Genomic DNA, 21,935 nt, shown 5'->3' with positions numbered 1-21,935 from the left:
CGCGCCACAATAGAGCATGATCCCGAAAAGTGGGAACCGGTTTTCGGAAAAGATCATTCCTGAACAGCAGGATGGAGCCATATCCTGACTCGCCGCCATATCCTGCCCCGTCAATGACGCTGGATGGCCTTATGCCGCGTTTGTGTTCTCGCGCAGCAGCCTTTCGGCGGCGGCGCGTGCCTCGTCGGTGATCGTGGCGCCGGCCAGCATGCGGGCGATCTCTTCCTGCCGCGCCGGCCTGTCCATCTCGGCAATGCCGGTCGCCACACGGTCGGTGCTGCCCGATTTTGAGATCAGGAAATGCGTCGCCGCGCGCGCCGCCACTTGCGGCGCATGGGTGACCGACAGCACCTGCACGCGCTTCGACAGACGCGCCAACCTTTGGCCGATGGCGTCCGCAACGGCGCCACCCACGCCGGTGTCGATTTCGTCGAAGACAAGCGTCGGCGCCGAGCCACGGTCGGCCAGCGCCACCTTCAGCGCCAAAAGGAAGCGCGACAGCTCGCCGCCGGACGCCACCTTCATCATCGGCCCGGGCCGCGTGCCGGGATTGGTGCGCACCCAAAACTCGATCTGGTCGATGCCCTCTTCCATGCGGGTCTCGGCCTCGCTCTTCATCTCGACGATGAAGGCGGCGCGTTCGAGCTTCAGCGCCGGCAATTCGGCCATGACAGCCTTGGTCAGGCCGACGGCCGCCGCGTGGCGAAGCGAGGAAAGCTGTGCGGCAGCGATGTCATAGGCCTCGCGCGCCGCGGCGGCCTGCTTTTCCAGCCCGTGCAGGCGTTCCTCGCCGGCGTCGAGATCAGCGAGATCGGCAACCATCGTGTCGCGCAGCTGCGCCAGATCGTCGACGGCCACACTGTGCTTGCGAGACGCCGCCCGCAGCGAAAACAGCCGCTCCTCCGCCTTCTCGAGCCGCTGCGGGTCATACTCCGTGGCGCGAAGTGCCGCCTCGACGCCGGATTGCGCGGCGTCGAGCGACAGCATGGCTTCGTCCAGCGACTTGACCACATCCTCGAGCAGGCCGGGCGCCTCGGTCGCCTTGCGCTGCAGCCGTCTCAGCAGGCTGGCTAGCTGCGGCAAGGGCGAGGACGGGCCGGACAGTACATCCTGGGCGTCGTGGATTTCGGAAGCGATCTTTTCGGCGCGCATCATATGGGCGCGCAATTCGGCAAGTTCCGTTTCCTCGCCGGGCTGCGGATCGAGCTTGGTCAGTTCCGCCACAGCGGCGCGCAGGTAATCGGCCTCGCGCGCCGCCGCCGCCACCTTGGCGCGGTGGCGCGTAAGCTCCTGCTCGCAGGCGCGCCAGTGCCGCCAGGCCTCGCCGGTCGAGCGAACCGCGCCGAGATGGCCGCCGAAGGCGTCGAGCACGTCGCGGTGGGCGCCGGGATCGACCAAGGCGCGCTCGTCGTGCTGGCCGTGGATCTCGACCAAAGCGCGCCCGACATCGCGCATCAGGGTTACGCTGGATGGCTGGTCGTTGACGAAAACGCGGGTGCGGCCGTCCGCCGTCTGCACGCGGCGCAGGATGATGTCGCCATCGTCCTCGATGGCGTTTTCGACGAGCAGCGCCCGCACCGGATGGTTGCGCGGCACATCGAACACGGCAATGACCTGGCCTTGTGCCGCGCCATGGCGCACCAGAGAAGCGTCACCGCGCGCGCCGAGCGCCAGCGACAGGGCATCGAGCAGGATGGATTTGCCGGCGCCGGTTTCTCCGGTCAGCACGGAAAGGCCCGGCTGGAAGTCGATATCCAGCTTCTCGATCAGGACGATATCGCGGATCGACAGTCTGGAAAGCATCAGAACCCGGACCTCAGGCAATTCCAGGAAAAGTGCGGAGCGTTTTTCCCATGGGAATTGCGTAGAACAAAAAGTTGGGACGGCTCAGCGCTTCAATCAAACCACTGAACCGCCGTGGAGCGGCACGCGACCAATCGGAGTCGCAGCGCCGCACTATCTTTTTGTTTCAGCATCGGATCAATCCGAAAAGCGCGCTGCGCACGCTTGCGCCTGACAGATCAGGCGCCGGTGATCAGCTTGCCGGCCTTGGAAATCCACGATCCGGCATTCTCGCGCGGCGAAAGCCCATTGCTCTGCAGGAGCTTGTAGGAGTCCTTGTACCACGGGCTGTCGGGATAGTTGGTGCCGAGCACCGCTGCGGCCGTCTGGGCCTCCGAGGTCAGCCCCATCGCGTAGTAGCTTTCGGTGAGGCGGGCCAACGCTTCCTCGACGTGGCGGGTGTTGGAATAGTTCTCCACCACGGTGCGGAAGCGTTTGACGGCGGCGATGTATTCGCGGCGCTCTAGATAATAGCGGCCGATCTGCATTTCCTTGCCGGCGAGCTGGTCGTTGGCGAAGCGGATCTTCTCCTTGGCGTCGTCGACATATTCCGACGTCGGCCAGCGCGTGACCAGATCCTGCATCGTCTGCAGCGTCTGGCGCGCTTCCTTCTGATCCTGCGTCACATCCTTGATCTGGCGATAGTAGCTCAGGCCGATGATGTACTGTGCATAGGGCGCGTCATCGGTGGACGGATAAAGCGCCAGATAGCGCTTGGCCGACGAGATCGCCTCGTCGTAGCTGCCCTTTCGGTAGTCGGTGAAAGCGCCCATCACCATCGATTTGCGAGCCCATTCCGAATAGGGATGCTGGCGGTCGACGGCGTCGAACTTCTTGCTCGCCTCGTCCAGGCGGCCGGCATTCAAATTGGCGAGACCCTGGTTGTAGAGAACGTCGGCCGGCTCGGTCTGGTCGACATATTTCGACAGGTCGATGTCTTTCTCCGACGACATGCAGGCCGACAGAAAGAGCGATGGAACAACCAGCGAAAGCGCCAGGAGAACAGACCGCTTTGGCGCTTTCGATTGACCGACTCGCTTGAAGAACATGATTGGATTGCGCCCTTTCGGCGTTATTTTAATGCCTCTTGCATGCTGTTGTCCCAAAACTGGTCCCCACTTTTGAGCGACATGCACTAATCGACGGCAGCAGCCATAAACCATAACCGCCTTGCCCGGCAACGCTATCTCCGGGCAATGGCGCATTTTTGTGGCGGCGCGACGGCGCCGACGCATCCCTATATTTTCGCCGACCGATGATGCATTCCTGCAACACCCGGCATTCCGCCACAGGGTGCGAAAACGGTGCGGAGCTTAGATCATCCAGGGCGCGTAGAGCGGCGCATTGACGGCGCTCATCTCCGCCGCGCGGCCCCGCTCGCGGCGTGTCGTCTCGACGATCTCGAAGGCCGTGCGGTCCGACAGCAGGCGCCGCAGCGCCGCAGCGTTCAGCCTGTGACCGCCGCGATAGGAGCGGAAACAGCCGATGAAGCGGGCGCCGGCCAGAGCCAGGTCGCCCATGGCGTCGAGCGTCTTGTGGCGCACGAATTCGTTGGGATAACGCAGGCCGCCCATATTGATGACGCGGTTGTCGTCACCGATCACGAGCGAGTTCTCGAGCGAAGATCCCAGCGCATAGCCGGCCGCCCACAACCGCTCGACATCCTTCATGAAGCCGAAGGTTCGGGCGCGCGCAACGTCGCGGCGGAAAATGTCGGCATTGATGTCCGACGCAAAGAGCTGACGGCCGATGGCCGGGCTTTCGAAATCGATCTCGACCTCGAAGCGGGTGCCGTCATAGGGCCTGAACTCCGCCCAGGAAGCACCGTTTTCGATGCGAACCGGCTTGACGACCCTGATATAGCGCCGCTTGACCGGCAGCGTCTCGATGCCCGCCTGGTCGATGGCTTCCACGAAGGCCATGGCGCTGCCGTCGAGGATGGGAACCTCGTGGCCGTCGATCTCGATGAGAACATTGTCGATGCCGAGCCCGAACAGCGCGGCCATGATGTGCTCGACCGTGGCGATATGCTCGCCCGAGGGATCGCCAAGCATGGTGCACAGATCGGTGGCGCCGATCTCGGAAAACAGGGCGCGGAACTCGCGGCCCAGCCCGTCGCTATTGATGAGCTGGAACACGATGCCGGTGTCGGCATCCGCCGGCAGGAAACTGATGGAAACTTCTTTGCCACTGTGAACGCCGGTGCCCGTAAGCGACGCGCGCGTTTTCACTGTCGTCTGGTAGTCGTGCAAGACAATCCCCATAAGCCCGATATGCCTAAGTCCGCTTCTCCAGCCCGAGGGCGCGGCTCTTGTTAAATCGGCAGGCAGGGCCACTTCCCCGAAATCCCGGCAGACCGACTATGGTAGGCAGCGAAGATAATGTCCCGCCAAGGAGACTCCAAATCACGGTTTCTTACCCTCTGTAACCGCGAACCAGAGTAAGCTCCACATCGTAACTATTTGATTCTACAGCACTTAAAACGTTAACAGGCAAGCAATTCCTTGCTTGCCTGTTAACAATTGTTACGGTCCGTTAACCGCTCAGTTGGCCTGGCGGCGCAGGAACGCCGGAATCTCCAGCTGATCGTCGTCCTGAGTCGCCCTGGTCTGCGGCGTCAGGCGGCCCTGGTCGTCCAGCTGGCCGCGGCGCGGCGCATAGAGCTGGGCGTCCTGGCTGGCGAGACGGCGCACTTCAGGCGCTGCCTGGCGCAGCTTCGGCTCGCGCGGTTGCGCCGGCTGCAGCCTTGCGGGTTCCTCCTCGCGGCGGGTCAGGCCGTTGGTCAGGCGCTTCAACAGACCCATCGGGCCGCTGTTGTTCTCGTGGTCCACCGGGCGGCTCTTGGCGTCGACCTCGGCCTTCACCACCGGCGGAAAGTCCTCGACGCGCGGCATGCGCTGAGGTGCCATCGCCACCGGCTGCTGGACCTCGCGCAGCATTTCGCGCGGCTGCGGGGCCGGCTGCATCTGCTGGACAACCGGCTGCGGCATTGGCTGCTGCGGCGGCGCCTGGAAGATCTTGCTCTGCGGGCGGAAATCGTCCGCATGGGCGACAGGAGCCGGGCGGGCCTGCGCCATGGCGGCAGCGTTCGACTCGGCGAGCTGGATGGCCTCGGCGACCGGGTCCGCGGCGCGCGGCTCATAGACAGGCTGCTGGACCGGCGCCGGGCGGCTCTCCACGGCGGCAACGGCCGGACGGGCGGCCGGCTTCTGCGGTGCCGTACGGATCGAGATCGGCGCCGCGGCGATTTCAGCCGCCGACTTGTCGATGCCGGTGGCGACCACCGAGACGCGGATGACGCCTTCGAGTTCCTCGTCGAAAGTAGCGCCGAGGATGATGTTGGCGTCCTGGTCGACTTCCTCGCGTATACGGGTCGCAGCTTCGTCGACTTCGAACAGCGTCAGGTCGCGGCCGCCGGTGATCGAGATCAGCAGGCCCTTGGCGCCCTTCATAGAGGTCTCGTCAAGCAGCGGGTTGGCGATCGCAGCCTCGGCGGCGGCCATCGCGCGGCCCTCGCCCGAAGCTTCGCCGGTGCCCATCATCGCCTTGCCCATCTCGCGCATCACCGAACGCACGTCGGCGAAGTCGAGGTTGATCAGGCCTTCCTTGACCATCAGGTCGGTGATGCAGGCGACACCGGAATAGAGCACCTGGTCGGCCATGGCGAAGGCGTCGGCGAAGGTGGTCTTGTCATTGGCCAGCCGGAACAGGTTCTGGTTGGGGATGACGATGAGGGTGTCGACGCATTTCTGCAGTTCCTCGATGCCCAAATCGGCCGTCTTCATGCGGCGCTGGCCTTCGAAGTGGAACGGCTTGGTGACGACGCCGACGGTGAGGATGCCCTTCTCGCGCGCGGCGCGGGCAACGACGGGAGCAGCACCGGTGCCGGTGCCGCCGCCCATGCCGGCGGTGACGAAGCACATATGGGTGTTGGATAGGTGGTCGATGATCTCGTCGATGCACTCTTCCGCCGCCGCGCGGCCGACTTCCGGCTGCGAGCCGGCGCCGAGGCCTTCGGTGACATGCGCGCCGAGCTGGATCAGCCGGTCGGCCTTCGACATGGTCAGCGCCTGCGCGTCGGTGTTGGCCACGACGAACTCGACACCGCGCAAGCCCGCGGTGATCATGTTGTTCACGGCATTGCCGCCGCCGCCGCCGACACCGAACACGGTGATGCGCGGCTTAAGCTCGGTGATGTCCGGCTTCTGCAGATTGATGGTCATTGTCTCCGTCCTTTGCCTTTCACGCCGCTTCGCCGCCGCGGCCGCCTATGGGGCTGTCCCCGTCAATTAGAAACTGTCTCTCAACCACTGACTCATGCGATGCAGTTTTCCACCCGTTCCGGTCATCCTGAGACCGGAAATGCCTTTTGCAGGATGGCTCTCGAAACTCGCCATCTGCGGATAGATCAGAAGCCCGACGGCGGCCGAGAAGGCCGGCCCCTTCGCTGCTTCGGGCAGGCCCGCCACGCCGAGCGGACGGCCGATGCGCACATTGCGCCCCAGGATGCGGCGCGCCGCTTCCGGCAGGCCGGCCAGCTGGCTGGCGCCGCCGGTGAGCACGACGCGCTTGCCGACCGCGTTGCCGTAGCCGGACTTGTTCAGCCGATCGCGCAGCAGTTCGAGCGTCTCGTCGATGCGGGCGCGCACGATGCGCGTCATCACCGAACGCGGAATCTGCAGCGGCACATCGCCATCGTCGCCGATCGGCTGGATCGAGACCAGGTCGCGGTCATCTGCGCTGCCCGGCAGCGCCGAACCATGCATGACCTTCAGCCTTTCGGCGGCATCGAGCGAGGTCGAAAGCCCTTTGGCCATGTCGAGCGTGACGTGATTGCCGCCGATGGCGATGGCGTCGCCATGGACGAACTTGCCTTCCGAAAACACCGAGATCGTCGTCGTGCCGCCGCCCATGTCGATGCAGGCCGCACCCAGTTCCAGCTCGTCGTCGACCAGAGCCGCCAGCCCGCTGGCATAGGGCGTCGCCACCATGCGCTCGACCGACAGATGCGAGCGGTTGATGGAGAGTTCGAGGTTGCGCATCGGCGCCGCGTCACCCGTCAGCACATGCATGTCGACGCCAAGCGCGTCGCCGACCATGCCGCGCGGATCGCGCACGCCGCGCTCGGCATCGAGCGAGAAGCCGACGGGCAGCGAATGGATCACCTCGCGCTCGGCCTTGAGCGCCTGCTTGGCGCCGGCGCCGAGCACGCGCTTGATGTCGGCCTCGTCGGCCTCGTGGCCGCCAAGGTTGATGGTCGCCGAGAAGGCTTCGCTCTTCAGCCGGCCGGCGGTCATGTTGACGATGAGCGAATCGACCGTCAGCCCCGCCATGCGCTCGGCGGCGTCGACGGACAGGCGGATGGCATGCTCGGCCCGGTCGAGATCAACGACCACGCCCGACTTCACGCCTTGCGACTTCTGATGACCGATGCCGATCACCTGGATCCGGTGCGAGCGGCCGCGCAACAGCTTGCCGTCATCGTTCGGCTTGAGCTTGGCCACCATGCAGCAGACCTTGTTCGAGCCGACATCCAGCACTGTCAGAGTGCCGGATCGGCGCGACGAGGCATCGCCTGAACCGCCAAGCCAGCTCATATCTTCGTCTCCGACTTGCGCTTGAGGGTCTTCGGCTTCTCGTTGAGCGCGGCCTCGCGCTGCGTCGCCGCTTCGGGCGTCAGCTCCACGACCAGCCGGTCTGTCAGGCGCATGTCGACCGCAGCGATGTCGCGCGACAAGAGCCCCTTGTCCTTATCCATCTTGACCAGTTCGGCGAGCGCCTGGTTTTCCCCGTCCTCGGGCAGCTTGACGGTGATGCCGTTGTCGAGCTTCAGGTCCCAGCGGCGATCGCCAACGCGGATATAGCCTTTTACGCGGCTCGCGAGGTCGGGGTATTTTTCGACCTTGGCCAGGAAGTCGGGCGCCTTGGCCGGCGCGCCCTCGCCGATCAGCAACGGCAGCAGCACCTGCTTGCCGCCGGAGAACGGCGCAATGACCGCGCCATCCCTCTCGATGACCGAGAGATCATTGCCCTGCTGCCAGAGCGCGAAAGCCTCACGCTCCTCGACGCGCACTTCCAGCGTATGCGGATAGACCTTGCGCACCGCCGCCACCTCGATCCACGGCAGGCCGGAGATGCGCTCGCGCGCGGCCTCGGCGTCGAAGCCGATCAGCGAGGTCCAGCCGTCGAGCTCGAGCCTGTCGAGAATGTCGATCTCGGAGGTCTGGCGGTTGCCGACCACCTTGACCTGATCGACGGCAAAGCCCGTGCGGGCGGTGATGCTCTGGATGATGCCATCGGCATGGCCGCCGAGATAGGCGCCATAGGCGCCGCTCGAAGCGAGCAGCACCGCCGACATCATCGCCGCGGAGAAGCGCGGCACCTCGAATTCGCCACCGCCCAGGCGCGCCAGGATGCGCACCGGGCGGCGAAGCACGCGCGGCAGGACGAAATGGCCCGATGACAACGACAAGCCGAACAGCGACGGCCCAGCCGCGCCCTTCCCCTTGCCCTGTCCCCATTTCAACGCAGACACGAAGCGTCCTCCACCATCCAACTCAACAACTCACCAAACGAATGCCCGGCATGGGCCGCGATTTCAGGCACCAGAGACGTCGGCGTCATGCCCGGCTGAGTGTTGACCTCGAGCCATACAACTTCGCCATTTTCGGAGTGACGATCGTCATAACGGAAGTCCGACCGGGAAACGCCCCGACAGCCGACAGCTTGGTGAGCCTTGAGCGCCAGTGTCTGTATTTTTTGGTAAATATTCGGTGAAACTTTTGCGGGGCATTCGTGTTTTGATCCGCCCGCGACATATTTTGAATCGTAATCATAGAAGGAATGGCCGGTCGGGATGATCTCACAGACGCCAAGCGCCACATCACCCATGACGGCGCAGGTCAGCTCGCGCCCGTGGATGTAGCGCTCGACCATGACGGTATCGCCATATTTCCACTCGGACGAGCCGACGACCTGCGGCGGATGCGACTGCCCCTCCGACACGATGACGACGCCAAAGCTCGACCCTTCATTGACCGGCTTGATCACATAGGGCGGCTTCATCGGATGCTTGTTCTGGATGGCGAAGCGATTGGCGACCTTCGATTCGGCGACGGGAACGCCGACCGATTTGACGATCTTCTTCGCTTGCTCCTTGTTCATGGCGAGCGCCGAGGCGAGCACGCCGGAATGCGTGTAGGGAATGCCGAGATATTCGAGGATGCCCTGGATGGTGCCGTCCTCGCCGAACGGACCGTGCAGCGCATTGAAGGCGACGTCAGGTTTGAGATCGGCAAGCACCGAGCCGACATCGCGCCCGACATCGACGCGGGTGATTTGATAACCCTCATTCTCCAGCGCATCGGCACAGGCCTTTCCGGAGGACAGGGACACGGGCCGCTCGGACGAAAAACCTCCCAGCAGGACGGCCACATGCTTGCTTTTCATTCCCCGTCATCCCCTCTCACGGCGGACCAAAAACCAAGATTTCCGCAACATTGAGTCCGAGTCTCCCGGCAGGTTGCCCCCCAGACGGAAAACGCGGGTAACGCGTCGAACGACTCAAATCAGGAAACGCTTTCCAGCAGAGAATCAGAGAGTTGATTCACTGGCAAGTGCTTATGATTCCGAGAGATTCACTTTCTGAGAAAATGGCTACGAAAACCGTGTCGCTGAGTCCCTGGAGCAACGGTTTTAAGCGTTTTGCGAGCGCATTGAAGTTCATGCATCACATGAACTTCATGAACAGCGAAGGTACGTTGAGGTTCAGGTCAGGCCGAGTCGAAAACGATGGCCTTCGAGAACCGGAGCGGAGCGGACATTCGGGTCCGTGAGCACCGGAAGCGGAGAAGGCCGTCGTTTGCAGGCCGGCATCACCTGAATATCAGCGTACCTAGAGAAGCTGACCCAGAAACTCCTGGACGGCATGTCCGGGCCGGAAATTGCCGATGCGCTTGATCTCCCACTGCAGCCGGAGGCCAGAGTGCTCGAGCACGCGGGCGCGCACCGTCTCGCCGAGATATTCGAGGTCGTAGCCGGTCGCCGTGCCGGTGTTGATCATGAAATTGCAGTGCATGGGCGACATCTGCGCGCCGCCGATCATCAGGCCACGGCAGCCCGCCTTGTCGATCTCCTTCCAGGCCGACGTTCCTTCCGGATTCTTGAAGGTCGAGCCGCCGGTCTTCTCGCGGATCGGCTGCACCGTCTCGCGGTGGTTCTGCACCGCGTCCATCGCCGCCTTGATCGTGGCCTTGTCCTCTGCAAAGCCTTCGAACACGGCCGAGGTAAAGATCAGCCCGGAAGGAGCCGCCGAATGGCGATAGGCATAGCCCATCTCGGCATTGCTCAGTGTCTGGACATTGCCCTTACGGTCGAGCGCGCGCACCTCGACCACGCGCTCGCGCGTCTCGACGCCGTTGGCGCCGGCGTTCATCCTCAGCGCCCCACCGATGGCGCCTGGAATGCCGTGATAGAAATGGAAGCCGCCAATGCCGGCTTCCAGCGCCAGGGCCGCGACACGCTTGTCGGGCGTGGCGGCACCCGCCTTAATCCTGATCGGCGAAACGATCTCGGCCTCGCCAAAGCCCTTGGCCGAGAGCCGGATGACAAAACCCGGAATGCCGCCGTCCCTGACCAGAAGGTTCGAGCCGACACCAACGACGGTAAGAGGTATTTCTTCGGGAACCGCACGCAGGAACGCGGCAAGGTCTTCTTCGTCGGCCGGCTGGAACAGCACCTCGGCCAGGCCACCGGCGCGGAACCAGGTGATCTTGTCCATCTCGGCATTCGGCGTGAGACGGCCGCGCAGGCCGGCAAGCCGGTCGCCAAGTCTGTCGATCAGGGCCTGGCCGTGCATCATGAGGCGGCAAGCTCCTTTGGCAGAGCATAGGCCCATTGGGTGATGTTGCCGGCGCCGAGGAAGACGACGAAGTCGCCGGGCTTGGCCAGGTCGCGAATGATGGGCGCGATCGCTGCCGGACCCTCTATGTAGCGCGCATCGCGATGACCGCCGGCGCGGATGCGCGACACCAGCTCGTCCGAGCTGACGCCGTCGATCGGGTCTTCGCCGGCAGCATAGACCGGCGCCACCATCACCGTGTCGGCGTCGTTGAAGCAGGCGGAGAACTCGTTGAACAGATCGTGCAGCCGGGTGAAGCGGTGCGGCTGGGCAATGGCGATGACGCGGCCGTTGGTGGCGCTGCGCGCCGCCTTCAGCACCGCCGATATCTCGACCGGATGGTGACCGTAGTCGTCGAAGACATCGACGCCGTTCCAGGACCCGGTATGGGTGAAGCGGCGCTTGACGCCGGCGAAGGACGACAGGCCCTTCTTGATCGCCTCGCCGGACAGGCCGAGCTCATGCGCGACGGCGATGGCCGCGGTGGCGTTGGAGACATTGTGGCGGCCGGGCATCGGCAGGCGCAGGCCTGAAATCGTGCTCTGGCTGCCGGTCTTGCGGTCGCGGATCACCACGTCGAACTCGGAGGTGGCCCCCGCCATGCGGTGGTTGGTGAAGCGCACATCGGCTTGCGCGTTCTCGCCATAGGTGATGACCCGGCGGTCCTCGATGCGGCCGACCAGCGCCTGCACTTCCGGATGGTCGGTGCACATCACGCCGAAGCCGTAGAACGGCACATTCTCGACGAACTGGCGGAACGCCTCGCGCACCTTGTCGAAGCTGCCGTAGTGGTCGAGATGCTCGGGATCGATGTTGGTGACGACGGCAATGTCGGCCGGCAGCTTGAGGAAGGTGCCGTCGCTCTCGTCGGCCTCGACCACCATCCACTCGCCGTCGCCCATGCGGGCATTGGTGCCATAGGCATTGATGATGCCGCCATTGATGACGGTCGGATCGAGCCCGCCGGCTTCGAGCAGGGTCGCCACCATCGAGGTCGTCGTCGTCTTGCCATGCGTGCCGCCGATCGCCACCGCCTGACGGAAGCGCATCAGTTCGGCCAGCATCTCGGCGCGGCGCACGATCGGCAGCAGCTTTTCGCGCGCGGCCTTCAGCTCCGGATTGGTCTTCTTGATCGCCGTCGAGACGACCACCACCTCGGCATCGCCAAGATTCTCGGCCTTGTGGCCGACGAAGCATTCGATGCCCTTGTCGCGCAGCCGCTGCACATTGGCGCTGTCGGCCTGGTCGGACCCTTGCACCTTGTAGCCGAGATTGTGAAGCACCTCGGCGATGCCGCTCATGCCGATGCCGCCAATGCCGATGAAATGCACAAGGCCGATGGTCTGCGGCATCTTCATGCTTGCGTCCCTTTCCTGAAATCCGAAACGGTTTTTTGGGACGCAATAGCCTCTGTGAGATCGGCGAGCAACCGTGCCGCGTCCGGCCTGCCGGCCGATTTCGCGCCCGCGGCCATCGCCGCCAGCTGCTCGGGATTGTCCATCAGCCCGCCAACAAGGGCCGCGATGCGCTCGGGCGACAGCGTCGATTGCGGGTGCACCTCGCCGCCGCCGGCAGCGGCAAGGGCTGCCGCGTTCGCCGCCTGATCGTGGTCGAGCGCATAGGGATAGGGCACCAGCAGCGCCGGCCGGCCGATGACGGCGATCTCCGAGACGGTCGAGGCGCCGGACCGCGAAATCACCAGATGGGCAGCGGCCATGCGCGCCGCCATGTCGGTGAAGAAGGGCGAGACCTCGACGGTGACGCCAAGCGCGGCATAGGCCGTCTTCACCCGCGCTACGTCATCCGCGCGGGCCTGCTGCGTGATCACCAGACGTTTGCGCTGTGCATCCGAAAGCAGCGCGATGGCTCCCGGCATGGCATCGGAAAAGAACTGCGCGCCCTGGCTGCCGCCGAACACCAGCAGGCGGAAAGGCTCTTCCCCCGTCGATGCCGCATAAGGCGTCTTGGCCGCCTCCAACACCGCCGGCCGGACGGGATTGCCCGTCGTCACCGTCTTTTCGCCGGTGGCACTCGTATCCTGCGGCAGGAAGCCGCCGGCGATGGCATCGACACGGCCGGCCAGCGCCCGGTTGGCGCGCCCCATCACCGCGTTCTGCTCGTGGATCAGCGTCGGCACCTTGCGCCGCGTAGCCGCGTAGAGCGGCGGCAGGGTCGGATAGCCACCAAAGCCGACCACCGCATCCGGCTTGATCCGGCCGATAATGGCGGAGGCCTGGCGCACGCCGCGCCAGATTTTCCAGAACGCGCCAAGCACGGCGATGGGATTTTTCGAGCCCATCGTCGCCGACTGGATCGGATGGACGGCAGCGGCCGGGAAGTGGCCGGCAAACCGCTCGGCGCGGTCGTCGGTCGCCAGATGCACCGTCCAGCCGCGCTCCTTCAGCTCATGCGCCAGCGCCTCGGCCGGGAACAGATGTCCGCCGGTTCCGCCCGCCGCCAGAAGGATGACACCCCTCGCCATGTCACTCCGCCGGTAAAGCGCGCTGCGGCAGCGCAAACCCCATTTGCTTGCGCTTCTCCGGCCGCTTGCGGGTCAGCGCCAGCACCATGCCCATCGAAATGGCGATAGCGATCTGCGAGGAGCCGCCATAGGAGATGAAGGGCAGCGTCATGCCCTTGGCGGGCACCAGCTGCAGGTTGACGCACATGTTGATGACGGCTTGCAGGCCGAACACGGTGACGAGACCGCCGACCGCATAGCGGGTGAAATCGTCATGTTCCTTGAGCGCCGTGTTGAGGCCGCGCAGCACGATGAAGGCGAAGATCGACATGATGAAGAAGCACATGATCAACCCGAATTCCTCGCCAGCGACCGAGAAGACGAAGTCGGCGTGGCTGTCGGGGATGACCCGCTTGACCGTGCCCTCGCCCGGGCCGACGCCGAACCAGCCGCCATTGATCAGCGCATCGCGTCCCATGTCGACCTGGAATGTGTCGCCCTCGCCGGTGAGGAACTTGTCTATGCGCAAGGCAACGTGCGGAAACACCGTATAGGCGGCGAAGACGCCGCCGACGCCGGCAGCACCCAGCACGATGATCCACAGCCAGGGCAGCCCGGCCATGAAGAACATGATACCCCACGTGCCGGTCGTCAGCATGGTCTGGCCGAGGTCCGGCTGCGCCACCAGCAGCGACACGACCAGCACCAGGAGCAGCATGGCGAACAAATTGCCGGGAATGTCGGGCTGGCGCTTGTGCTCGGCGAACAGCCAGGCGCACATGATGACGAAGGCCGGCTTCAGGAACTCGGACGGCTGGATCGAAAGGCCGGCAAGCGACACCCAGCGCCGTGCGCCCTTCACCTCGACGCCGATATAGAGCACCGCCACCATCAGCACCAGCATCAGGCACAGCATGATCAGCGACATGCGCCGAATCTGCCGGGAATCGAGGAAGGAGACCGCCAGCATCACTCCGAGGGCCGGCACGGTGAAGATGATCTGCCTGGTGGCGAAATGGAAACTGTCGAGGCCGATGCGCTCGGCCACCGCTGGGCTGGCGGCGAAGGACAAGACGATGCCCAGCCCCATCAGCGACAGGAACGCGGCCAGGAACCAGCGATCGATCGTCCACCACCAGGTTGCGACAGGACTTTTATCGAGACGGCTCTGCATTATCGTGCCCCTCCGATGGGTTTGACGCCATCTATAGCGCTCGCAGCTTGCCTGAAGGCTTCGCCGCGAACTTCGAAATTCTTGAACTGGTCGAAACTGGCGCAGGCCGGCGACAACAGCACCACCACCTCGCCGCTGTCGTCCTTGGCCGCATCATGCGCGGCGTGTTCTACCGCCTTGGCCAGGGTGCCCGAGATCTCGTAGGGCACCGCCTCGCCAAGCGTCGCCGAAAAGGCAGGTGCGGCCTCGCCGATCAGATAGGCCTTGGCGATGCGCGGGAAGAAGCCGCGCAGCGGCTCGATGCCGCCCTCCTTGGGCAGGCCGCCGGCGATCCAGTAGATGCGCGGAAAGCTCGACAGTGCGGGGGCGGCCGCATCGGCGTTGGTCGCCTTGGAATCGTTGACGAACAGGACATGGCCCTTGCGGCCGACCTGCTCCATGCGGTGCGCGAGACCCGGAAAACTTTCGAGCCCCGACTGGATTTCGCCAAGGTCGAGCCCGACCTTCAGGCAAGCGGCGACCGCGGCAAGCGCGTTCTGCGCATTGTGCTGGCCGCGCAACGAACCGATGCCTTCGAGGAAGGCGACCTTGCTGTAGCGGCCGTGCACGGCCTCCATCAGATTGGTGCCGTCGGCGAAATAGCCGTCGGTCAGCGGCAGCCGCTTGGAAATGCGGATGACCTGCCGCCCGGCCCGCTCCAGCCGCTCGGCGATCTGCGCGCACCAGGAATCGTCGATGCCGATGATCGCCGTCTCGCTGCCCGCCACCAGCCGCTCCTTGATCGAGGCGTAGTGCTGCATGGTGCCGTGGCGGTCGAGATGGTCCGGCGTCAGGTTGAGCAGGATGCCGGCGGTCGGATTGATCGAGGGCGCGAGGTCGATCTGGTAGGACGAGCACTCGACGACACAGTGGCGGTCGGGCTTCGGCGGGTCGAGCGTCATCACCGCGCGGCCGATATTGCCGCCCATCTGGGTATCGCGGCCCGCCGATTTGAGGATGTGCGCCGTCAGCGCGGTGGTGGTCGACTTGCCGTTGGTGCCGGTGATGGCGATGAAAGGCGCCGTTGGCGCGCTGAGCGTCCGCTCGCGGCAGAAAAGCTCGATGTCGCCGATGATCTCGACGCCGGCGCCCTTCGCCAATTCCACCGTCCAATGCGGCTTGGGATGCGTCAGCGGCACGCCCGGCGACAGCACGAAAGCCGAGAATTTTGCCCAGTCGGCGCCGCGCAGATCGGCGGTCGCGATGCCGGTGGCGGCTGCCTTGGCGACGCTGTCGGGATTGTCGTCCCAGGCAAGCACCTGCGCCCCACCCTCGATCAATGCCCGCGCGGTCGCGATCCCCGAGCCGCCGAGGCCGAAGAGCGAAACCTGTTTGCCTGCGAAGGATGCAGCGGGGATCAAGGGAGGCTTCCTATCTGAGCTTCAGGGTGGAGAGGCCGACCAGCGCCAGGATGACGGCGATGATCCAGAAGCGGATCACCACCTGGCTCTCGGTCCAGCCGAGCTTTTCGAAATGATGGTGGATCGGCGCCATCAGGAACACGCGCTTGCCGGTCATCTTGAAGTAGCCGACCTGGATGATGACCGACAGGATTTCCACGACAAACAATCCGCCGACGATGACGAGCACGATCTCATGCTTGGTGGCCACCGCCACCGTGCCGATCAGGCCGCCCATGGCCAGCGAACCGGTGTCGCCCATGAAGATCGCCGCCGGCGGTGCGTTGAACCAGAGGAAGCCGAGGCCGGCGCCGATGACGGCGCCCAGCACGACCGCGAGTTCACCGGTGCCGGGCACAAAGTGGATCTGCAGATATTCGGCGAACACCGCATTGCCCGAGAGATAGGCGATGACGCCGAAGGATGCCGCCGCGATCATGATCGGCACGATCGCCAGTCCGTCGAGGCCGTCTGTCAAATTGACCGCATTGCCGGCACCGACAATGACGAAGCAGGAGAACGGGATGAAGAACCAGCCGAGGTTGACGATGAATTCCTTGGCGAAGGGAAACGTCAGCGACGAGGAGAATGGCGCCTGGCCGTTGTGCATGATCACCCAGGCGGCGATGCCGGCGATGATGAATTCGAGCCCCAGCCGTGCCTTGCCGGAGAAGCCGAGATGCGACTGCTTGGTCACCTTCAGATAGTCGTCATAAAAACCGATCGAGCCGAAGCCCAGCGTCACCAGCAGCACGACCCAGACATAGATGCTCGACAGGTTCGCCCATAGAAGCGACGAGCCGATGATGCCGGACAGGATCATCAGCCCGCCCATGGTCGGCGTGCCCGCCTTCTTGAAATGCGTCTGCGGGCCGTCGGCACGGATCGGCTGCCCCTTGCCCTGGCGCAGCCGCAGCGAATTGATGATGGTCGGTCCGAAGATGAAGACGATCAGCGCCGAGGTGATCAGCGCCCCGCCGGTGCGGAACGTGATGTAACGGAAGACATTGAAGACCGAGATCTTGTCCGCGAAATCGACCAGCAGTGTAAACATGCGCTTTCGTCCCCCGACTCGACCTAGGTCAGTTTGCTGGTTGTCGTTTCAGCCGGGTATTTGCCCAGCAGCGCATCGACCAGTTTTGCAAAACCGATGCCCTTCGACGATTTGATCATCACCACGTCGCCCGGCTTCAGCGCGGCAAGCAGCACCGGCTTCAATTCCTCGACGCCGGCGCGGTATTCCGTCTTGATGTCCTCAGGCAGCGCTTCCGCCAGTGCCCGCATTTCGGGGCCGCCAAGGAACACGGTCTGCGTGCCGGTGCCGACGATGAGATCGGCAAGGGCGGCATGCAGCTTGGCCGAATGCTCGCCAAGTTCCAGCATGTCGCCGAGCACGGCGATGCGGCGCCCCTCACCCGTCACCGGCGTCGCGTTGAGCAGCGCCATCGCCGCCGCCATCGAGGCCGGATTGGCGTTGTAGCTCTCGTCGATCAGCGTGATCGGCCCACCGGGGTGGCGCAACACATGGCGCTTGCCGCGGCCGCGCTCGGCTGACAGATCGGCCAGTGCCAGTGCCACCTTGTCGAGATCGGCGCCGACCAGTTGCGCCGCGCCCAGCACCGCCAGCACGTTCTGCACCATGTGCCGGCCGGGCGCGCCGATGCGGGCGATCATGTCATGACCGCCGATCCGGGCGGCGATGTCGGAGTGGTCGGCATGCAATTCGCATCTGGTAAGCTTGAAGGTCGAGCGCGCGTTCTCGCCGAAGCCGTAGACATGCTCGACGCCGGCGGCATGCGCCATCTTGTCGAGCAGCTTGAAGCGCGCATCGTCGCGGTTGAGGACGGCCGCACCCTCTGGCTCCAACCCTTCGAAAATCTCGGCCTTGGCCTTGGCGATCTCGTCGAGATTGCGGAAGAAGCCGAGATGCGCCGCCGCGATGATGGTGACGATGGCGACATGCGGCCGCACCATCTTCACCAGCGGCCGGATCTCGTCGGGATGGTTCATGCCGATCTCGAAGACGGCATAGTCGCAATCATCGGGCATGCGCGCCAGCGTCAGCGGCACACCCCAATGGTTGTTGAAGGACTGCGCCGAGGCATGCACCTTGCCGACCGCCGACAGCACATGGCGCAGCGCTTCCTTGGTGGTGGTCTTGCCGGCCGACCCGGTCACCGCGATGATCTTTGCCTGGGAGCGGGCGCGCGCCGCGACACCAAGCTTTTCCAATGCAACCAGCACGTCCTCGACGACGATAATCGGCGCCGTCAGCCGGCCGAGCGACGGCAGCTTGCCTTCCGCCACCACCAGCACGCCGGCGCCGGCCTTGATGGCCGCGGTGGCGAAGTCGTGACCATCCATCGCCTCGCCCTTGATGGCGAAGAAGGCGTCACCCGGCTGCAGGCTGCGGCTGTCGATCGAAATGCCCGATATGCCCTCGGGCATGGGCCCGAGCGGCCGCCCGTCCATGGCGGCGACCAGCGCCTCGGAGGTCCACAGCATACTCATGCGGCACGCTCCCGCAGCGCGGCGCGGACTTCCTCGTGGTCGGAGAAATGCAGGGTTTCGGAGCCGATCGTCTGGCCTTCCTCGTGCCCCTTGCCGGCCACGATCAGCGTGTCGCCGGCATGAAGCATGGCGACAGCCTCGTGGATCGCCTTGCGCCGGTCGCCGATCTCGATGGCGCCGGGTGCGGCGGCCAGAATGGCGGCGCGGATCGTTTCGGGCACTTCGGAGCGCGGATTGTCATCGGTGACGATGACGACATCGGCAAGCCGGGTGGCGATTTCGCCCATGATCGGCCTCTTGCCCCGATCGCGGTCACCACCGCAGCCGAACACGACCATGACGCGACCAGTGGTAAACGGGCGGACCGAAGCCAGCACGTTTTCCAGCGCATCGGGCTTGTGGGCGTAGTCGACATAGACCGGCGCACCACTGACCGTGGTGCCAACGAGGTCGAGCCGACCCGGCGCTCCCTTCAATTTTTCCAATGCGGCCAATGCCTTGGCGACAGGTGTTCCCGTGGAAATGGCGAGCCCTGCCGAAACCAGCGCGTTCGAAATCTGGAAATCGCCGGCCAGCGGCAGGTCGATTTCGTAAAGCACGCCCTCGGCCTCGACCTCGGCGCGCTGGCGATGGCGTTCGTGCTCGACCCGCTTCAGCGTGAGGAAATCGCCATGCCGGCCAACCGTCAGCACCTTGAGCCCGGCAGCCTGGGCCGCCTGGATCGTCGGCGCCGACCACGGATCGTCGGCGAAGATGACCGCGGGCGCGCCTTTGGGCAGCAGCGGGTCGAACAGGCGCAGTTTGGCGCGGTGATAATCCTCGACCGTCGGATGGTAGTCCATATGGTCGCGGCCAAGGTTGGTGAAGCCGCCGGCGGCGAGCTTCACCCCGTCGAGACGGCGCTGGTCGAGCCCATGGCTGGAGGCTTCCATCGAAGCGTGGGTGACACCGGCATCGGCCAATTCCCGCAGCAGCTGATGCAGGGCAACCGGATCGGGCGTGGTCAGCGAGCCATAGTCGTTGCGGCCGGGCGCCACCACGCCGGTGGTGCCGATCGAAGCCGCGGCGTACCCCACCTGCTCCCAGATCTGCCTGGTGAAGGCGGCGACCGAGGTCTTGCCGCTGGTGCCGGTCACCGCCACCATGGTCTGCGGCTGCTTGCCGAAATAGCGGGCGGCACTCAGCGCCAGCGCCAGGCGCGGATCGTCGACCGCCAGCACCGGAACCGGCAGTCCGGCGATGGAACTGCTTTTGCCTGACACGATCACTAGGGCGCCGCGCCTGGCCGCGTCGGCAGCGTAAGCCGCGCCGTCCGCCTTGGTACCGGCGAGCGCAAAAAAGACGACGCCCGGTTTTACCTGGCGGGAATCGGACGAAATCCCGGTAACCTCCAGATCGGCGGAAGCTGTTCCTTCGACTGGCAGGACACCGGCTAGATCTCTGAGCTTCATCGAGTTCCGTTCACCGCAATAAAATAGCGCGCAGTCGCCGGCGCGCCCTAAGAATCACTCGTAGGAAACCAACGTTGCACCATTTTCATGGCTGAAATCTGGTTTCACGCCAAGCATGGCCGCCGACCGCCTGATGATATTACCCGCTATGACGCCCGCATTCGCGGCCGCGACGTCGGTCATCCCGGGCTTTTCCGGGTGCGGCGCATCGGCAATCGTGAACACCAGATATTGCGGATCGTCCATCGGGAAGGCAGCGACAAAGGTATTGAAATTCAGGTCTTTAGAGTAGCGGCCGTTGATGACCTTTTCGGCCGTTCCGGTCTTGCCGCCAACACGGTAGCCGGGGACTCTGGCGTTTCTGGCCGAGCCCTTCTCGGCATTGAGCGAATAGAGGTAGCGCATGCCCTCGACCGTCTTTTCGTTGACGACTTTTTTGGCAATCGCCATCGCTTCCTGCTGCGTGCGCACCAGGAAGGTCGGATTCATCAAATAGCCGCCATTCATCAGTGCCGCGCAGCCGACAGCCGCCTGCAACGGCGTCGTCGATACGCCATGGCCGAATGCGATGGTGAACGAATTGACCTGTTTCCAGACCTTCGGTTCGGTCGGGCGGGCGACTTCCGGCAGTTCGGTCTGCATCCTTTCCAGGATGCCAAGGCGATGCAGGAATTCCCGGTGCCCCTCGATGCCCACCAGCTCGGCTTCCCTGGCCGACCCGATGTTGGACGAATAGAGGAACACCTCCGGCAGCGACAGCACACGGTTCTTGCCGTGGAAATCGTGAATGGCCTGATGGCCTACCCGGATTGGATGCGACGCGTCGAAACGACTGTTCATCGTCGCCTTGCCGGAATCGAGCGCCATCGCCGAGGTGAAGCTCTTGAAGGTCGAGCCCATCTCATAGAGGCCCGCCGACATCCGGTTCAGCCGATCTTTTTCCTGTGCATTGTAGGGATTGTTCGGATCGAAATCCGGCACCGAGGCCATGGCGATCACTTCGCCGGTCTTGACGTTGAGCACGACGGCGCCGGCGCCGATCGCGCGGTAGCGCTCCAGGCCGGCGGCGATTTCGTCGCGCACCACATGCTGGACGCGCAGATCGATCGACAGCTTCACCGGCTTGAGATCCTTGGCCACCGCCAGGCCCGACGCCTGCAGGTCGCTCAGGCCCTGCTCGTCGATATATTTCTCCATGCCGGAGATGCCCTGGTTGTCGATGTTGGTCAGGCCGACAATGTAGGATGAGGTTTCGCCGCTCGGATAGAAACGGCGCTTCTCCGTACGGAAGCCGAAGCCGGGAATGCCGAGCTGCATGATGTCGGCCTGCTGCTTGGGCGTCAGCTGCCGCTGCAGCCAGACGAAGCCGGCGCCGCTCTTGAGCTTGTGGTAGGTCTGCTCGTAGTCGATCTCGGGCAGCACCGTCGACAGCTTCTCGATCGCCTCGTCGGCATCGACGATGCGGCGCGGCTCGGCGAAGAGCGACGCCGTCTTGATGTCGGTCGCCAGCACTTCGCCATTGCGGTCGACGATATCGGGCCGCGAGGCGGTGATCCGGCTCTGCGGGCCGCCCGACAAATCGGGGGTCTGGAAGCCGAGGTAGACCAGCCGCCCAGAAATGGTCGAGAAGATGCCGAAGAACACCGCCATCGTCATCACGATGCGCGCCTTGCCCTTGCCGCCGGTCGCCTTGCGGGCGCCCTCGACGACAATCGATCCATCTTCACCCGTCCTGGGGCGACGCTTCAGCAGTTTGCCGATCATTGGGCGATGCCTCCGGTCACGACGGGATCCTTGCCGTCCGCAGGCGCCTTGTCGGAATTGTCGGCCATGCCGCCCTGGCGTCCGTTCAGAATATCCTGGATATCCAGGGCCTTGGCCGGCAGATCGCTCAGGCCGACGATCTGGCGGGCGCTGACCGGCTCGAGCGCGAGCTGCGACTTGTAGAGCTCAGCGAGCTTCTGCAGCCGCGAAGGCTGGGTGAGCAGGCTCCAGTCGGCCTTGAGCAGGTCGATCGTCTCCTCCTCATAGCGTATCTGGTTGTGGATCTTCTGCACCGCCGCCAACTGATCCTCGGCCTCGCGCTTGGTCTTGTAAGTCAGGGCCGCCGCCGAAACCATGACGGCGATCAGGACAATGTCGCTGGTACGGAACACGT

At 64.4% G+C, this 21,935-nt stretch carries 17 protein-coding genes; all 17 read right to left on the bottom strand.

What is annotated here, in order from left to right; genetic code table 11:
* Positions 1 to 129 precede the first annotated feature (129 nt).
* Positions 130 to 1,803, bottom strand: coding sequence for a DNA repair protein RecN (recN, locus tag JG747_RS17245; protein ID WP_202359669.1), 1,674 nt, complete (start codon positions 1,801 to 1,803; stop codon positions 130 to 132).
* A gap of 218 nt (positions 1,804 to 2,021) precedes the next feature.
* Entirely contained in the window at positions 2,022 to 2,891 is an 870-nt protein-coding gene (locus JG747_RS17240; protein ID WP_019859082.1) for an outer membrane protein assembly factor BamD, read from the bottom strand.
* A 264-nt stretch (positions 2,892 to 3,155) separates the two neighbouring features.
* Positions 3,156 to 4,106 carry a UDP-3-O-acyl-N-acetylglucosamine deacetylase gene (gene lpxC / locus JG747_RS17235; RefSeq protein ID WP_019859083.1) on the bottom strand — a complete coding sequence of 317 codons (951 nt, stop codon included), beginning with the start codon at positions 4,104 to 4,106 and terminating at the stop codon, positions 3,156 to 3,158.
* Positions 4,107 to 4,385: 279 nt separating this feature from the next.
* Positions 4,386 to 6,065, bottom strand: coding sequence for a cell division protein FtsZ (gene ftsZ, locus JG747_RS17230; RefSeq protein WP_038647720.1), 1,680 nt, complete (start codon positions 6,063 to 6,065; stop codon positions 4,386 to 4,388).
* Between the two features lie 66 nt (positions 6,066 to 6,131).
* Positions 6,132 to 7,439, bottom strand: coding sequence for a cell division protein FtsA (gene ftsA, locus JG747_RS17225; RefSeq protein WP_010910249.1), 1,308 nt, complete (start codon positions 7,437 to 7,439; stop codon positions 6,132 to 6,134).
* On the bottom strand, positions 7,436 to 8,377 hold the full coding sequence (locus tag JG747_RS17220; protein WP_019859085.1) for a cell division protein FtsQ/DivIB: 942 nt from the start codon (positions 8,375 to 8,377) through the stop codon (positions 7,436 to 7,438). The genes ftsA and JG747_RS17220 overlap by 4 nt, the downstream gene beginning before the upstream one ends.
* A complete protein-coding gene (locus JG747_RS17215) occupies positions 8,365 to 9,291 on the bottom strand; it encodes a D-alanine--D-alanine ligase (RefSeq protein WP_019859086.1) in 927 nt (308 codons plus the stop codon). The genes JG747_RS17220 and JG747_RS17215 overlap by 13 nt, the downstream gene beginning before the upstream one ends.
* A gap of 445 nt (positions 9,292 to 9,736) precedes the next feature.
* Positions 9,737 to 10,702, bottom strand: coding sequence for a UDP-N-acetylmuramate dehydrogenase (gene murB / locus JG747_RS17210; RefSeq protein WP_064983808.1), 966 nt, complete (start codon positions 10,700 to 10,702; stop codon positions 9,737 to 9,739).
* Positions 10,699 to 12,099 carry a UDP-N-acetylmuramate--L-alanine ligase gene (gene murC, locus JG747_RS17205; protein WP_019859090.1) on the bottom strand — a complete coding sequence of 467 codons (1,401 nt, stop codon included), beginning with the start codon at positions 12,097 to 12,099 and terminating at the stop codon, positions 10,699 to 10,701. Before murC ends, murB begins: the two co-directional genes overlap by 4 nt.
* Complete coding sequence (murG, locus tag JG747_RS17200) at positions 12,096 to 13,223, bottom strand: undecaprenyldiphospho-muramoylpentapeptide beta-N-acetylglucosaminyltransferase (protein WP_019859092.1); 1,128 nt, start codon at positions 13,221 to 13,223, stop codon at positions 12,096 to 12,098. Before murG ends, murC begins: the two co-directional genes overlap by 4 nt.
* Position 13,224: 1 nt before the next feature.
* The gene (ftsW, locus tag JG747_RS17195) at positions 13,225 to 14,376 is read right to left on the bottom strand and encodes a putative lipid II flippase FtsW (RefSeq protein WP_019859093.1); all 1,152 of its coding nucleotides are present in this window, start codon (positions 14,374 to 14,376) and stop codon (positions 13,225 to 13,227) included.
* Complete coding sequence (gene murD, locus JG747_RS17190) at positions 14,376 to 15,776, bottom strand: UDP-N-acetylmuramoyl-L-alanine--D-glutamate ligase (RefSeq protein ID WP_202359668.1); 1,401 nt, start codon at positions 15,774 to 15,776, stop codon at positions 14,376 to 14,378. The genes ftsW and murD overlap by 1 nt, the downstream gene beginning before the upstream one ends.
* A 10-nt stretch (positions 15,777 to 15,786) precedes the next feature.
* Positions 15,787 to 16,869 carry a phospho-N-acetylmuramoyl-pentapeptide-transferase gene (mraY, locus tag JG747_RS17185; RefSeq protein WP_096447448.1) on the bottom strand — a complete coding sequence of 361 codons (1,083 nt, stop codon included), beginning with the start codon at positions 16,867 to 16,869 and terminating at the stop codon, positions 15,787 to 15,789.
* A 23-nt stretch (positions 16,870 to 16,892) separates the two neighbouring features.
* The gene (locus JG747_RS17180) at positions 16,893 to 18,326 is read right to left on the bottom strand and encodes a UDP-N-acetylmuramoylalanyl-D-glutamyl-2,6-diaminopimelate--D-alanyl-D-alanine ligase (RefSeq protein WP_038647729.1); all 1,434 of its coding nucleotides are present in this window, start codon (positions 18,324 to 18,326) and stop codon (positions 16,893 to 16,895) included.
* The gene (locus JG747_RS17175; protein ID WP_202359667.1) at positions 18,323 to 19,777 is read right to left on the bottom strand and encodes a UDP-N-acetylmuramoyl-L-alanyl-D-glutamate--2,6-diaminopimelate ligase; all 1,455 of its coding nucleotides are present in this window, start codon (positions 19,775 to 19,777) and stop codon (positions 18,323 to 18,325) included. Before JG747_RS17175 ends, JG747_RS17180 begins: the two co-directional genes overlap by 4 nt.
* Before the next feature lie 54 nt (positions 19,778 to 19,831).
* Positions 19,832 to 21,541, bottom strand: coding sequence for a peptidoglycan D,D-transpeptidase FtsI family protein (locus tag JG747_RS17170; RefSeq protein ID WP_038647732.1), 1,710 nt, complete (start codon positions 21,539 to 21,541; stop codon positions 19,832 to 19,834).
* Positions 21,538 to 21,933, bottom strand: a complete 396-nt coding sequence (gene ftsL, locus JG747_RS17165) for a cell division protein FtsL (protein ID WP_010910261.1) — start codon at positions 21,931 to 21,933, stop codon at positions 21,538 to 21,540. The genes JG747_RS17170 and ftsL overlap by 4 nt, the downstream gene beginning before the upstream one ends.
* Positions 21,934 to 21,935 lie beyond the last annotated feature (2 nt).

This window comes from Mesorhizobium sp. 131-3-5 (assembly GCF_016756575.1).
Lineage (GTDB): Bacteria > Pseudomonadota > Alphaproteobacteria > Rhizobiales > Rhizobiaceae > Mesorhizobium > Mesorhizobium jarvisii.
This window is presented reverse-complemented; position numbering and strand designations above follow the sequence as displayed.